Origin of the sequence: Nocardia sp. NPDC057455, from assembly GCF_042802775.1 — a bacterium.
Classification (GTDB): domain Bacteria; phylum Actinomycetota; class Actinomycetes; order Mycobacteriales; family Mycobacteriaceae; genus Nocardia.
Window position 1 is genome coordinate 41,587 of record NZ_JBHVDM010000030.1, and the last position, 13,119, is coordinate 54,705.

Genomic DNA, 13,119 nt, shown 5'->3' on the forward strand with positions numbered 1-13,119 from the left:
CGCACCGAGGCAATGAGGTACATCCGACGAACTGCGAGATTTCGCGCAGCACTTCACATTGCCCGGTGACCGTGATTCCTCTGACGCCAGGACAAGGAGGAACCGCTCGTCGTTAAGAGGTGAGATCGCTCAGTCCGGTCTGGTAGGCGATCACGACCAGCTGCGCGCGGTCGCGCGCACCGAGTTTCACCATCGCGCGGCTGACATGGGTGCGCGCGGTGGCGGGGCTGAGGAACAGTGCGGCGCCGATCTCGTCATTGCTCATGCCCTGCCCCACCAACGCCAGCACTTCGCGCTCCCGGTCGGTCAGCACGGCGAGCCGGTCCTCCCCGGATTTGGCAGCCCTGCGCTGCGCGGTGAACTGGCTGATGAGGCGGCGGGTGATCCGGGGTGCGAGCAACGCGTCACCAGCGGCGATCACCCGGATGGCGTGCAAGAGCTCGGCGGGGCCCGCGTCCTTGAGCAGGAATCCGCTCGCGCCCGCTTGTAAGGCGTCGAAGACGTTCTCGTCGGTGTCGTAGGTGGTGAGGATGAGTACCTTGACCCGCTCCATCCCGGTGGCCTGCGCGATCTGGGCGGTGGCCTTTATCCCGTCCAGCCGCGGCATGCGAATGTCCATGAGGACGACGTCGGGGCGCGTGGCACGGGCGAGTTCGACAGCTTCCGCACCGGTGGTGGCCTCCCCGACCACCGTGATGTCGTCTTCCAGGTCGAGCAGGACCTTGAATCCGGAGCGGACCAGGCGTTCGTCGTCGGCGAGCAGAACCTTGATCGGAATCGTGGAATTCACAAGCGCGATCCGACCGGGGTCAGGGGCAGGCGGGCCGTGACCTCGAACCCGCCGCCGGGTCGCGGCGTCGCGTCGAGTTCACCGCCGAGCAACCGGCAGCGCTCCCGCATCCCGACGATGCCGCGGCCGGTCGAGGGTGGGCCGCCCGCGCGCGCCGGGACGCGCCCATCGTCGCGCCCCTCATCGATCACCCGTATCCGCAGGGCGTCCACACCGGGTTCGAGCGCCACCGTCACCCGGGTCGGGCCGACGTGCCGGATCACATTGGTGATCGATTCCTGCACGATGCGGTACGCGGCGCTGCCCACCGCGCTCGGGAGCGGCGTCACCGGGGAGGTCTGTTCGAAAGCGATGTCGAGCCCGGCATCGCGGGCCTTGCCGACGAGTTCATCGATCTGGCCGAGACCGGGGTAGGGCTCGCGTTCGTCGCCATCGCGCAGCACGCCGAGAATGGCCCGCATCTCCCGCAACGCCCGCGAACTGGTCTGCTCGATGGTGCGCAATGCTTCGCGGGCCTGCTCCGGTCGCTTGTCGAGCACGTGGGCGGTGACGCCGGACTGCACGTTGATGATGGCGATCGCGTGGGCGACGGTGTCGTGGACTTCGCGAGCGATCCGCAGCCGTTCGGCGTCGACCCGCGCCCTGGCTTCCTCGTCGCGAGACCTTTCGGCCAGTTCCGCCCGTTGTTGCGCGTCGGCGGCGATGACCCGGCGGGATCGGACGGACTCACCGAGAATCGTGCTGATCACCGACGCGCCGATCCGGAAGAACACCCAGCCGATGGCCACCAGCGGCTCGATATCGGCCGCGGCGATCAGCCAGCCGAGGGAGAGCACCGTGATGCCCGCACCGGCGATCAGCAGCGACCGCCGCCCGTCACCGTAGGCGGCGAGGGTGTACAGGGCGACGAAGAGTCCCAGGTAGGAAAGCCGGTCGGGGAAGCCGAGACCGAAATAGACAACGCTGGCCAGCCCCGTGACCACGAACACCGCGACCGGCCGGCTGCGACGGGCGGCGACGGCCAGGCCGCTGACGATCAGCAGGGCATATCCGAAAGCCGATACCGGTGTGTAGGCCGGCTCGAGCGGCACCGGGATCGCGGCGCTCTGCACCTGGATCACGGTGACGAACAACGCCAGCAGGACATCCGGGAACCAGGCGGGCCGACGGGAGATCCAGGCGGACAGCCGTTGCGACACCGCCCGCAGAACCATGCCGTGAGAATACGGCATCCCCGAGTTCCGGCGCTTCCGCCCGGGTGCGCGATCGGCTACGTCGATCGACGCAGCCGATCGCGATTTCCGTACGCGCATTCACGTAGACAGCGTCTCCCGCGGCGGCTCGCTGCCGCGGCACGCGGGGCGGGCAAGGCGTGGTCGAGGCCCCGAGCGATCCTCCCGTGTCGCAGCTGGACGCCGTCAGGCCCGCCGCTCGGCCGTGTCCGCGTCGGCCGGATTCACTTCCACAGATCGCCGCAGGGCAGCACGGGTAACTCGACGTGGACGTCGTCGTCGATGGTGACGATCAGCTCCGGATGGCTCTGCGCCAAGTTGGCGGCCACGCTGCTGGCCTGTTCCGCACACGCTTGGTAGTCCAGGACCAAGGCTCCGGATTCGATGTGGATATGCCGGACGTGCTGGGGGCTTGTCATATCCACAGCACTGTTCGATGCGTAGGAGGCACCGGCACGACATACCCCGCTCCACCTCCGGACATCGATCGCATCGCGGTCGAGCCATGCGGCGGACCGAGCGTCCTATGGCTCATGGTTGACGAACTCCTCAAAACTTAGGACGGAACGCACCGCTCCTCCCGCAGTGCCCAGCCGCACTACTGGTACTTATGGCGCGAAACTCCTCATCACGGCAATGTACTACAAAGAATAATCAGTAACTTACAAGCTATCGCCAGCGCGCTCTAGAGCGCATCGGCGCCCGCTGACGTGCGGTTCCTCGTCGGCCGACCGAGGACCCGTCCGGAAACGGCCTCGCGCCGGTCAGGATGATTACTTCACCGTTCACGATTCGCGAAGGGTGCGTCGAGTTTGTCGATGTCGGCGAGCACCCTTTCGTGCCACTCGATTTCGGCCTGAATCCGCAGGACGGCGTGTTCGACGATGAGGTCGTCGGCGGCGTTCTGGTCGGGCCGGCGCCGGTCGAGTTGGTGTTCCACGCGGGAACGTCGCGCTCGCAGTACCCGGCACGGATGCCCCGTGATCCCCTCGGCCCTACCCGACTCGATCGGCTTCACCTGAAGAATTCGGGTGTTCGGCTCTCGCCTCCATCGCAGTGGCAACAGCGCCGGTGAAATCGAGTAGTCGCCTACTCGCGATCAGGCGACCATCGGCGACGAGCATTCGATACCGCGAAACCCTTCGTGACCGGTAGATCTCCGGAGTCGGCTCGAGTCGAGATCAGCGGCGACGACGGATCCCGCGGGGTCCGCGGCTCCCAATGCCTGCACTCTCAGAAAGGCGGAAGAGATGAAGAAGTACGAGGTTCGACCTGGCGACACCCTCTCCGCGATCGCGCAGCGCGAGTACGGCGACAGCAGTCTGTTCCCGGCGATCGCGCGCCAGAACCATCTCGCCGATCCGAATGCGATCGACGTCGGACAACAACTCCTGATTCCCTACATCACGCGGCGGCACCTCGTCACCACCGCCGACTCCACCGCGGCGCGAAAGCAGATCACCCAGCGCTACTACGGCCACGATGACCCCGGCGTCCAATTGATCTGGGAAGTGGTCAACGGTGTGGCACAACGCCAAATACAGCAAGGCGCGTGGCTGCACATCCCGGAGCTGGCCGATGTCGGCCACCACACGGTGGTCGAAGGCGAGACTCTCGCGGTACTCGCCGAGCGCTGGTACGGCGACGACCACCTCGCCCTGCTGATCGAACGGGCGAACCACCTGCCCTCCGGCACCGAACCAGCTCCCGGCCACGTACTCATCGTGCCCGGCCTGAATCGCCGCCGCAGCGTCGCCGGCGACACGCTGCGGACAATGTGCCACCACGAGTACGGCCCCGCGGATCTGGACACCAGGGTCGAAGTTGTCGCAGCGGCGAATCATCTCGCAAACCCCGATGCGATCTTCTCCCGGCAGGTGATCCACTTCCCGTCGTGACCGGATGACGGCTATGTCCTCGCGCCGTTGCGGCGGCGTTCGGTTCTGCGCCGGAACAGCCAGGTCGACAGCCCGGTGACGGCCAACGCGAGCGGAGTTAGGCCGAAGGCCAGCCAGACCAGTCGCCACCAGCCGTTCACCAGCCAGCCGAAGTGGGCCGGCTCGAAGACTTTGGCGTAGAAGGTGTTTGCCAGCGGCCGGTCGTGACTGGCGTCGACCACCTTGATGTCGGCGCCGTCGTAGGCGTTCACGTAGACCAAGACGTCACCGCTGTAGAAGAGGCGGTGCTCACGGGGCGAATAGGCGCCGGCGACGGCGGCGCGGTAATACGGGGCGTCGGCGGTGGGCAGCAACAGGTAGGCGAGTCGGCCCGGCGCGGCTCGGCGCGCGATCGCGTCCGCCTCGCCGATGGACAGCGGGGCCCGGCCCGGGCCGTCCGAGCGCGGCACGAAGGATCTCTCGGTTCGTTCGAGAGTGGTGTTGCCGCCGGTGGCGACGAGCCAAGCGCGCTGGACGGCGGGCCACTCGATGGTGGTCCCGGTGATGCCCCACACCAGTAGGAACGGCACAGCGAGAACACCGATGACGTCGTGCAGGTCGCGGTCCCGGGCGAAGCGTCCCTTCCGCAGGCGGACTCGGAACCCGTTGCGCACCCGCCTGAGCGAGGGCCACCAGATGACCACACCGGACACCGCGAGCGCTACCAACAGCGTGCCGAGCGAGCCCAAAATGACCGCGCCCCATTTGATGTCGATGAGGGGAGCTTGGTTCTCCATGATCGGGATCGCGCCCGAGTAGCGCGCGCAGCCGAATGCGCAGTTGTGCAGATTGGCCAGCCAACCGAGGATGCCGTCGGTCAGGTTCACCCGCTCGTTGATGCGTCCGGTACCGGGATCGACGGAGTAGGCGGCGGTGTATCGCGTGTTCCCGATCGCGATCACACCGCCGTCCACACCGACCCAGCCGACGGCGAAATCGGGATCGGTCGCACGCACCAGCGCGACGGCTCGCTCGGCGTCGATCACCGGCGGCACGTCCGTATGCCGGTAGAAGGAGCTGTGCTGGGCCCGGAACAGTTCGGCGTGGTAGAGCAGGATCGCGCCCGATGTCGACTGCACCACGAGGACCGAGCCGAGGATCAACGCCGACCAGCGGTGGATCGAGATCAGTCCACGCCGCATCGGTTTCCGAGATCGTCTGCGCGAGCGAACGATCCGCTTGCCGGACTCGTGCACCACCGCGGTCACGTTCATAAGGTTAGGCTAACTTGAAATAAGCCCTTCCCAGTCTCGGCGGGTTCCCGTCCGTCCCGGCCTCCCGATCACCCCGCGGGCACGAGATCGAGGCCGTATCTCGGATACATCCGCGCTGCCTCCCCCGTCCGGAACACCTCGACGGAACCGGCCACCTCGGTCGCGAGCCCCGCCGCTCGCAACGCGCACCCCTTGAAGGCCCGCCCGGCAACGCTGACCCGGTGCTGCACCGAACCGACTCGATGGTCGAGTTCCGCAGGAAGAACCTCGCCCCACATCGTCACCTCGGTGCGCCCCCGGTCGAGACACTCGAGCACGCCGTCGCGAACCCGGCTGTCGGACAGATACGTTGCGGAGGCGACGGCGACCGCCTGCGGCCACGCCTCCCGCACCGGCGCGGCCGAGAACTGCTCGAGATCGAGCACCGTCGCCCCGAGAATGCGCAGCGGGCGGGTGTCTCCCGGGTCGGCGACCAGCACCGTCACCTCCCATCCCGCGACTGTTCGATCGAACAGCCACCCGCCGGTCCAGCGCACGACGTCCGCGATGTTCGGCGCGACCACCGCCAGGCGATACCGATGCGGGCACCGGCGCGTCCGGTCTCGCCAGCGAGCGAAGGAGGGCGATACTGGAGCGCCTCGGTCAACGGAATCGACAGATCGTAGAGCCATGGTTCCCATCCCATCAGCGAGCCGCGCGGCCGATGGGCGGCCGCGTGCCGAACCAACAAAGGATCCGGAGAGCGGAGACGGCGGGTGAGAGCGGATCGCCGGGCCCCTCGCCGGAAGGTTCTGCCGCACACACACTAAGGCGGTCCACGATCCGATGACACCACTTCGGACGAGCTTGATTGTGACCTATATCACCGATCCAGCAATCGCCTGGTCGAGACCATCCGTTCGCCTACCGCAGCCCATATACGGCACCGCCGCACGACGCGTTTTCGGCTGCACCGCATCGGCGAACGGGCGAACGAACCCTGCCCACCACACCCGGAACGCGAGCGAACGCCGCCAGTCGCAACTATTCGAGAACCCACCACACCAGCTGTTTCAGCCCGGCAAGCAGGTGAATCACAGTCGGCATACCAGTCCCGCGCCGACCGGAACCGCACTGCGATGGCAGCTTGACGACACCGCGCTCATAGTTCAAACTGATTACCTACCGGACAAACCTATCCGGATCATCGAAAGGTCCGGAACATAACTCTGGCAATCACTCGGCAACCCATGTCGAGGGTGTCGCCATGCGACGATTCCATCTGCGACCGAGGGGGGCGGCATGGGCAAGTCGGCGTGTCGGCAACGATCACCAGGAGACGTATGCGAACGCTCACGAGGCGTGCCGATCCCGCCGACCCGCTCACCGCGACAGCCCTGGATCTGCGCGCGGGCGCCATCGTGCTCGCCGAATTCGGCGCTCCCCCGGCCGATCCGTTCAGTATCCGGCACCGCTTGGCGGACCTCACGCCCCTCGGTGCGCCTATCCGCCCGCTTCCCGGGCACCTGCACAAGCTCGGCATTCTGCTGCGCTGCTGCATCGACCACATGGCGATCGCCGCGGAGATCGCGCAGATCCACGATCTGATCGGGCTCGCCGACGAACTCGTCGAACTGGTCGATATCATCGATGACTCCGCCGTCTTCACCGCCGAAGGCATTGTCGCCGTTGCCGATTCGGCACAACGACACGCACACGCCGCCGCGGTGCGACTGCGTACCCGCGGCGCCGACGCCACGCTACACCGGTTGCTCGCTCGCTGGTCGGCGGAAACCGGAATAGATTTCGGGCAACGCGAATTCGCCAACGGGCTCATGCACATCATCCGGTCGTTCGAGCGCGTCGCCGATGAACTGGCGTCGATCGATCGGTTGCCGTAACCCGCGGGCGTGCCTCAGCCGCGCAGAGCGCGGTCCAGCAACGCCCATGCCTGCCGGGCGGTCTCCTTCTTCGACAGCGCGTCGGTCTTCGACAGGACGGCGGCCAGCATCGCCAGCGCCAGGACCACGTCCGCGGTGGTGATGTCCGCACTGATCGTGCCGCGCTGATCCGGATCCTCCAGCTTCTCCGCGATGAGGGTGATCAGCCGTCGCGCCACCTCGAACAGGCGCATATCGTCGGTATCGGTGGGGTGGATCATGGCGATGAACGCCGCCGAGGTGGTGATCTGCTCGACCATGATCGACAGGAGGTCGTCGACGGTGACCGCGGGATCGGCGGCCACCGCTTCGATACCGTCGATGTTCTCCTCGAACACCGCGAGCGCGATGCTCTCCCGCGTCGGGAAGTGCCGGTAGAGCACGCCCTGCCCGACTCCGGCGGCCCGCGCGATGGAACTGAACGGCGCGTCGAATCCACTGTCCGCGAAAACCTCGCGTGCCGCCTGGATCAAGGCCGCCCGGTTGCCGGCCGCCGCCTTCGGCCCCCTGTTCGCACGGCGTGGCGAGGTCATTCGGGCAAGATTACCGGACCATTGTGGACGTGCGTGCCCCACCGAACGCCCGGCCCCGCATCCGCATCGAGGAGGTGTGAACGACGCACCATCGACGCGGCGCGGGGAACCGACGGCGACTACCGAAGGTGACCGGACAAGCGGCGAGAGGAACTCCGCTACCGGACGACGACGGTCACTGCCGCGGCGGAATCGCTTGCCGCTCGACGAGTTCGGCGAGGCGGTCGAGGGAGGCCGACAGTTTGTCCGCGGTGGTCGCGCGGGCGCGGACCTGACGCTTCTCGTCGGTGAGCGAGGTCCAGTCATAGGTGTGGGTGACTCGGGTGCGGTCGGCATCCACCGGCTCCAGCTCCCAGCGCCAAAGGTGGCCGGGCGGTTGATTGCCTGGTTCCGACGGGCGCCACGCGATGCGGCTGCCCTCGGCGAACTCCACCACGTGGTTGTCGCGGACGGCGCCGTTGGTCAGGGTGGTGCTGAACACCGCCCCCGATTCCCGCACCCGCTGCCCTGTCGCGGCCTCGGCCAGGTTGTCGTTGCCATCCCAGCGCGGCTGCTCGGCGGGATCGGCGATGAGCTCGAAGATGTCCGCCGGACCCGCGTTGATCTCACGGCTGGCGCTGACGATACGAGGAGGCTCGTTCTGGTCGGTCACGTGCCGATCGAAACATCGGGCCGGGAGCGGAGCAAGCCTTCTACTCGAGAGTTGTGCTAATTCACCCCGCGCCGATTCGAGCGGCGCGCTCGGCGGCCGGTCCTCGCCCCGGCGGCAGGCCGGTGCGGTATGACTGATTCGACATCCGACCGACGAAGGGACGCGCTCATGGGCGAGCGAGTGGCAGTGGTTTCCGGCGCCGCACGAGGGATCGGTGCGGCGATCGCCGGGCGCTTGGCGGCGGACGGGCTTCGTGTCGGCGTGCTGGACCTCGATGCGGCCGCCTGCGCCGGCACGGTCCGCGCCATCACCGAGACGGGTGGGCAAGCCGTCGCACTCGGCGCCGACGTGTCGAACGAGGAGTCGGTCGCCGCCGCCATCCAGCAACTGGAGAAGGAGTTGGGCGCGCCGACCGTCGTGGTGAACAATGCCGGCATCCTGCGCGACAACCTGCTGTTCAAGATGAGCGTCGCCGACTGGGACGCCGTGCTGAACGTGCACCTGCGTGGCGCGTTCCTGCTCACCCGGGCGGTGCAGAAGTACATGGTCGATCAGAAGTGGGGGCGGATCGTCAACATGTCCAGCACCTCCGCCCTCGGCAATCGCGGCCAGGTGAACTACTCGGCGGCGAAGGCAGGCCTGCAAGGCTTCACCAAGACTCTGGCATTCGAGCTGGGCAAATTCGGCGTCACGGCCAACGCCATCGCTCCCGGCTTCATCGTCACCGACATGACCGCCGCCACCGCCGAGCGCGTCGGCGTCTCGTTCGAGGACTTCCAGAAGGCCGCCGCTTCGCAGATTCCCGTGCAGCGGGTCGGTACTCCCGAGGACATCGCGCACACCGCCTCGTTCCTCGTGAGCGAGGGCGCCGGTTTCGTCTCCGGACAGGTGATCTACGTGGCGGGCGGCCCGACCGACTGACCGCGCGGCCCCGCCCGCCGTGCGGGTGCGGGCGGGGGCGGTAACGTCGCAGCACATGAACCGGCGTGCGGCTCGTCGTATCGTGACGAGCTATGTCCTCTTGCTGCCCAGCCTGATCGGCGTCGGCGCGTTCCTGTTGCTGCCGATCCTGGTAGTGGCCTGGCTCAGCCTGCACAGCTGGAATCTGTTGGGGCCCAGAGAATTCGTGGGACTGCGCAACTGGCGCTCGGTGCTCGGGGACGCCGCGTTCGGCCATGCCATGCTGGTGACGCTGGCGTTGACCGCGATCGTGGTGCCCGCGCAGACCGTGCTGGGTTTCACGGTCGCGGCGTTGCTGGCTCGACGGCGCGGCGCGACGAGCTTGCGAATCATGTACGCGCTGCCGTGGATGTGCGCGCCGGTGGCGGTAGGCGTGGTGTGGCAGTGGATGTTCGCCCCCACCGGGGGCGCCGTCAACGCCGTACTCGGCAGACGCGTCGAATGGCTGTCGGATCCGGCGCTGGCGCTGCCGTCGGTGGCCGCGGTGAGCGTGTGGGCGAACTTCGGGTACGTGGCGCTGTTCTTCGTGGCCGGGATCCGCGCGATACCGAGCGAGATCCTCGACGCGGGAGCGCTGGACGGCGCTACCGGCTGGCGCCGGATTCGCTGGCTGATCCTGCCGCTGCTGCGCCCTACCATGTTCTTCGTCCTGGTCACCGGTGTGTTGACCGCGTTCCAAACCTTCGACACCGTGTACGCGTTGACCAAGGGCGGGCCGGGCGATCGCACCGATGTGCTCGCGATGCGCATCTTCTCCGAGGCATTCGACGCGGCGCGTCCGGGCCGCGCCGCCGTCATGGCGCTCGTGGTGTTCGCGGTCATGTTCGCGATCACCGTGGCGCAGCACCGCTACTTCCGGAATCGGACCACCTATGAGTTCTGATCGCCTACGTTCGGCCGCCGCCTACGCGGTGCTCTCGGCCGGAGCCCTGCTTACCGTGACGCCCCTGCTGCTCAGCGCCCTCACCGCGGTCAAGACGCCCGACCAGTTCGCGAGCGGGTCACCGCTGGCCGTGCCGCATCCGGCCACGGCGGACAACTTCGGGACCGTGCTGGACTACGGGTTCGGACGTGCGGTGCTGGTGACGGCGCTGATGACGGTGTTCGTCACCGGTGGCCAGTTGATCACCTCGGTGCTGGCGGCATACGCGTTCGCCCGCACCGAATTCCCCGGCCGCGACGCGTTGTTCTGGGTTTATCTGGGCACCATGATGGTGCCGCCGATGGTAACCCTCATCCCCCTGTATCTGATGTTCGCGCAACTGGGCCTGTTGAACACGTTCTGGGCGCTGGTGTTGCCCTTCGTGTTCGGATCGCCCTACGCGATTTTCTTGCTGCGCCAATACTTTCGCGCGATCCCGCAGGAGTTGATCGGTGCGGCGCGGCTCGACGGCGCCAACACCCTCGACATCATCGTGCACGTGATGGTGCCGATGAGCCGGCCGGTGCTGGCGACCTTGACGCTCATCACGATCGTCTCGCAATGGAACAACTTCATGTGGCCGCTGGTGGCGAGCAGCGGCCGCTCGTGGCAGGTGCTGACCGTGGCGACGGCGAACCTCCAGACTCGCTACAACGCGCAGTGGACCCTGGTGATGGCGGCCACGACGCTGGCCATCGCGCCGCTGGTGGTGCTGTTCGTGATATTCCAGCGCCAAGTGCTGCGCTCGATCGCGTGGACTGGAGTGAAATGAGGACTTCGACCCGCGTCGTACTCGCCCTCGCGCTGGCGGCGGCGCTGTTGGTCACGGCCGTCTTGTGGCTCGGACGCAGCGGCGACGCGTCCGGGCGCACCGTGCTGGGGCTGCGCATCTGGGACGAGAGTCTCGTTCCCGCCTACCGTGCCTCCCTCGCGGAGTTCGAGCGGGCGAACCCGGACATCGAAGTACGGATCACGGTGGTGCCCTGGTCCTCCTATCAGCAGAAGCTGCGCTTGGACGTCGCCGGAGGCACCGCCGACGATCTGTTCTGGACCAACTTGTACGAGGACTACGCCGATACCGGGCGGCTGATCGACATCGGGGCGGCACTCGGCCCCGAGGCCGCGACAGTCTGGGATCCTTCGGCGGTAGCGCAGTACACACGCCACGGAAAGTTGTGGGCTGTCCCGCAATTCGTCGACGCCGGTACCGCGGTCTATTACAACCGGGAATTGCTCGCGGCCGCACAGGTGGATCCCGCGGAGCTGAATGCGCTGCGATGGAGTCCGGGCGGCGACGACACCTTGCGGCCGGTGCTGCGCAGGCTGGCCACGGCCGCCCCGTGGGCGTACAACGCCGGCCACGACTTCCAGTCCATCGAGCTGCCCTATCTGGGCTCGGCGGGAGCACGCTTGCAGGACGACAACGACCGCTTCGTCTTCGACAGCCCGCAAGGCGTGGCGGCGTTCGACTATCTGACGCGGTTGATCGCCGATCGGCTCACGCCCTCGCCCGCGGACACCAACACCAATCCCGACTTCGCGAAGAATGCCTTTCTGCAAGGCAAATCGACGCTGTTTCAGTCCGGGACGTTCAATCTCGCACAGATCTCCGAGCGAGCCCGCTTCGCGTGGGGCGTGGCGCTGTTGCCCGAGGGCCCGGCCGGGCGGGTGAGCACGAACAACGCGATCGGCGTCGCAGGCAACGCGGCAACTCGGCATCCGCACGCGGTGCGCCGGGTGCTGGCCTGGCTGGGCAGCGGGGCGGGCAATCGCTACCTGGCCGAGGGCGGCGGCGCCATCCCGGCAGTCGTCGCCGAACAGCGACGCTATCGCGACTACTGGGCCGCGCGGGGAATAGACGTTTCCCCCTTCTTCGACGTGCTGCGCGGCCCGCGCATCTCCTCCGGTGGCGGACCGGGCTTTCCGGCCGCGCTCCGCGCCATCGATCCGATTCTCGCCGAAATGTATCTGGGCCGGATTCCGGTACCGGAGGCAGTTTCCCGCGCCCGGACCGCGGCCGCGGCCGCCGTCGCGGAGAACTGAGCGAGTGTGCGGCGAGATCGTCAGGAGCCCCGGTCCACCCACTGGCGCTGTGCGGTGAACAGCACGGACGTCGAGTGGCGGAATCCCAGCGCGTGGAAACGCCGTTGGATCTCCGCGCGCACCTGGTCGAACGAGTCGACGTCGCGGCGAGGCGTGCTCGGACCGACGACGAAGGCCAGTTCCACATCGAGCCTGCTACCGACCTTGGACGCACGCACGAAGAATTCGTCGAATCCGTACGCGGCGCGAAGTTCTTCGCACACCTCCTCGATAGCCGAGCCGACCGGCTCCGCGGCGGCCATGGTCAAGATCTCCCGGAACGCCTCCCGCAACAGCCTCACCGGAACCCACAGGTAGATCACCGACACCACGATCACCAGGCTCGGATCCACGTACCGCGCGGCGTAGTCGCGCCCGGTCGCGTTCAGGATGACAGCGATCAGGAACCCGCCCATCGTGACCAGGCTCAGCGCCGCGTCGCCTGCCCATTCCGCCGCCTCCGCGCGCACCAGACCGGTGTCGGAGCGGGCGGCGCGGTACAGCACCATCGCGACGGCGACACTCGCCAGCGACGCGATCACCGCGTACGCCAGCGCGGAGCCGGCCGACACCGCGCGGCCGCCGTGCACGATCTCCCGCACGGCGTTGACCGATCCGTACAGGCACAGTCCGCCGAGAGCGGCCGACTTCACGACGACCGCGACCGGCTCCCACGTCTCCCGGCCCCACGGATAGACGGCATCGGCGCCCTTCGCGGCGGTCCGGTGCGCCATGACGGCCAGGCCCGAAAGCCCGACGCTGACCAGCGAATAGAGACCGTCGAAAACGATCATCTGCGATCCCGCCGCGATTCCCCACACCAGCGAAAGCACGACGAAGCACACCGAGGCCCACAGCGAGAGCAGCAGCGCGCGCAC

General features: G+C 67.5%; 15 protein-coding genes. 6 read left to right on the forward strand and 9 right to left on the reverse strand.

Features of this window, described 5'->3' with window-relative positions:
* Nucleotides 1-112: 112 nt before the first annotated feature.
* The 4 genes from ACFU5M_RS14880 to ACFU5M_RS14895 form a co-directional block, all read right to left on the reverse strand.
* Nucleotides 113-790: a response regulator gene (locus tag ACFU5M_RS14880; RefSeq protein WP_379049000.1), complete on the reverse strand. Its 678-nt coding sequence runs from the start codon at nucleotides 788-790 to the stop codon at nucleotides 113-115.
* A complete protein-coding gene (locus ACFU5M_RS14885) occupies nucleotides 787-2,004 on the reverse strand; it encodes a sensor histidine kinase (protein ID WP_379049001.1) in 1,218 nt (405 codons plus the stop codon). Before ACFU5M_RS14885 ends, ACFU5M_RS14880 begins: the two co-directional genes overlap by 4 nt.
* Before the next feature lie 242 nt (nucleotides 2,005-2,246).
* Nucleotides 2,247-2,441, reverse strand: coding sequence for a hypothetical protein (locus tag ACFU5M_RS14890; RefSeq protein ID WP_379049002.1), 195 nt, complete (start codon nucleotides 2,439-2,441; stop codon nucleotides 2,247-2,249).
* Nucleotides 2,442-2,800: 359 nt separating this feature from the next.
* Nucleotides 2,801-2,962, reverse strand: coding sequence for a hypothetical protein (locus tag ACFU5M_RS14895; RefSeq protein ID WP_379049003.1), 162 nt, complete (start codon nucleotides 2,960-2,962; stop codon nucleotides 2,801-2,803).
* Nucleotides 2,963-3,272: 310 nt separating this feature from the next.
* Between ACFU5M_RS14895 and ACFU5M_RS14900 the strand changes: the two genes are divergently transcribed.
* Nucleotides 3,273-3,920, forward strand: coding sequence for a LysM peptidoglycan-binding domain-containing protein (locus ACFU5M_RS14900; protein ID WP_379049004.1), 648 nt, complete (start codon nucleotides 3,273-3,275; stop codon nucleotides 3,918-3,920).
* A gap of 11 nt (nucleotides 3,921-3,931) precedes the next feature.
* On the opposite strand, the gene ACFU5M_RS14905 is transcribed toward ACFU5M_RS14900, so the two are convergent.
* Nucleotides 3,932-5,173, reverse strand: coding sequence for a PepSY-associated TM helix domain-containing protein (locus tag ACFU5M_RS14905; protein WP_379049005.1), 1,242 nt, complete (start codon nucleotides 5,171-5,173; stop codon nucleotides 3,932-3,934).
* Nucleotides 5,174-5,241: 68 nt separating this feature from the next.
* Entirely contained in the window at nucleotides 5,242-5,736 is a 495-nt protein-coding gene (locus ACFU5M_RS14910; protein WP_379049006.1) for a hypothetical protein, read from the reverse strand.
* 759 nt (nucleotides 5,737-6,495) lie between these two features.
* Here ACFU5M_RS14910 and ACFU5M_RS14915 point away from each other — a divergent pair.
* On the forward strand, nucleotides 6,496-7,053 hold the full coding sequence (locus ACFU5M_RS14915) for a hypothetical protein (protein ID WP_379049007.1): 558 nt from the start codon (nucleotides 6,496-6,498) through the stop codon (nucleotides 7,051-7,053).
* 14 nt (nucleotides 7,054-7,067) lie between these two features.
* Here the strand turns inward: ACFU5M_RS14915 and ACFU5M_RS14920 are convergent, their stop codons facing one another.
* The gene (locus ACFU5M_RS14920; RefSeq protein WP_379049008.1) at nucleotides 7,068-7,625 is read right to left on the reverse strand and encodes a TetR/AcrR family transcriptional regulator; all 558 of its coding nucleotides are present in this window, start codon (nucleotides 7,623-7,625) and stop codon (nucleotides 7,068-7,070) included.
* 175 nt (nucleotides 7,626-7,800) lie between these two features.
* Nucleotides 7,801-8,277, reverse strand: coding sequence for an SRPBCC family protein (locus tag ACFU5M_RS14925; RefSeq protein WP_379049009.1), 477 nt, complete (start codon nucleotides 8,275-8,277; stop codon nucleotides 7,801-7,803).
* 168 nt (nucleotides 8,278-8,445) lie between these two features.
* On the opposite strand from ACFU5M_RS14925, the gene fabG reads away from it, so the two are divergent.
* From fabG to ACFU5M_RS14945, 4 genes are read left to right on the forward strand one after another with little or no spacing between them, the layout of a single operon-like run.
* A complete protein-coding gene (gene fabG, locus ACFU5M_RS14930; protein WP_379049010.1) occupies nucleotides 8,446-9,198 on the forward strand; it encodes a 3-oxoacyl-ACP reductase FabG in 753 nt (250 codons plus the stop codon).
* A 55-nt stretch (nucleotides 9,199-9,253) separates the two neighbouring features.
* Complete coding sequence (locus ACFU5M_RS14935) at nucleotides 9,254-10,120, forward strand: carbohydrate ABC transporter permease (RefSeq protein WP_379049011.1); 867 nt, start codon at nucleotides 9,254-9,256, stop codon at nucleotides 10,118-10,120.
* Nucleotides 10,110-10,931, forward strand: a complete 822-nt coding sequence (locus ACFU5M_RS14940; protein ID WP_379049012.1) for a carbohydrate ABC transporter permease — start codon at nucleotides 10,110-10,112, stop codon at nucleotides 10,929-10,931. Before ACFU5M_RS14935 ends, ACFU5M_RS14940 begins: the two co-directional genes overlap by 11 nt.
* Nucleotides 10,928-12,202, forward strand: a complete 1,275-nt coding sequence (locus ACFU5M_RS14945) for an extracellular solute-binding protein (RefSeq protein WP_379049013.1) — start codon at nucleotides 10,928-10,930, stop codon at nucleotides 12,200-12,202. Before ACFU5M_RS14940 ends, ACFU5M_RS14945 begins: the two co-directional genes overlap by 4 nt.
* 20 nt (nucleotides 12,203-12,222) lie before the next feature.
* On the opposite strand, the gene ACFU5M_RS14950 is transcribed toward ACFU5M_RS14945, so the two are convergent.
* Nucleotides 12,223-13,119: a cation diffusion facilitator family transporter gene (locus ACFU5M_RS14950; protein WP_379049014.1), complete on the reverse strand. Its 897-nt coding sequence runs from the start codon at nucleotides 13,117-13,119 to the stop codon at nucleotides 12,223-12,225.

Bases quoted from the DNA above. Each gene is read 5' to 3' on its own strand.
- ACFU5M_RS14885 (WP_379049001.1), bottom strand. From the start codon at position 2,004: ATGGTTCTGCGGGCGGTGTCGCAACGGCTGTCCGCCTGGATCTCCCGT.
- fabG (WP_379049010.1), top strand. From the start codon at position 8,446: ATGGGCGAGCGAGTGGCAGTGGTTTCCGGCGCCGCACGAGGGATCGGT.
- ACFU5M_RS14905 (WP_379049005.1), bottom strand. From the start codon at position 5,173: ATGAACGTGACCGCGGTGGTGCACGAGTCCGGCAAGCGGATCGTTCGC.
- ACFU5M_RS14945 (WP_379049013.1), top strand. From the start codon at position 10,928: ATGAGGACTTCGACCCGCGTCGTACTCGCCCTCGCGCTGGCGGCGGCG.
- ACFU5M_RS14935 (WP_379049011.1), top strand. From the start codon at position 9,254: ATGAACCGGCGTGCGGCTCGTCGTATCGTGACGAGCTATGTCCTCTTG.
- ACFU5M_RS14920 (WP_379049008.1), bottom strand. From the start codon at position 7,625: ATGACCTCGCCACGCCGTGCGAACAGGGGGCCGAAGGCGGCGGCCGGC.
- ACFU5M_RS14890 (WP_379049002.1), bottom strand. From the start codon at position 2,441: ATGACAAGCCCCCAGCACGTCCGGCATATCCACATCGAATCCGGAGCC.
- ACFU5M_RS14900 (WP_379049004.1), top strand. From the start codon at position 3,273: ATGAAGAAGTACGAGGTTCGACCTGGCGACACCCTCTCCGCGATCGCG.
- ACFU5M_RS14940 (WP_379049012.1), top strand. From the start codon at position 10,110: ATGAGTTCTGATCGCCTACGTTCGGCCGCCGCCTACGCGGTGCTCTCG.
- ACFU5M_RS14915 (WP_379049007.1), top strand. From the start codon at position 6,496: ATGCGAACGCTCACGAGGCGTGCCGATCCCGCCGACCCGCTCACCGCG.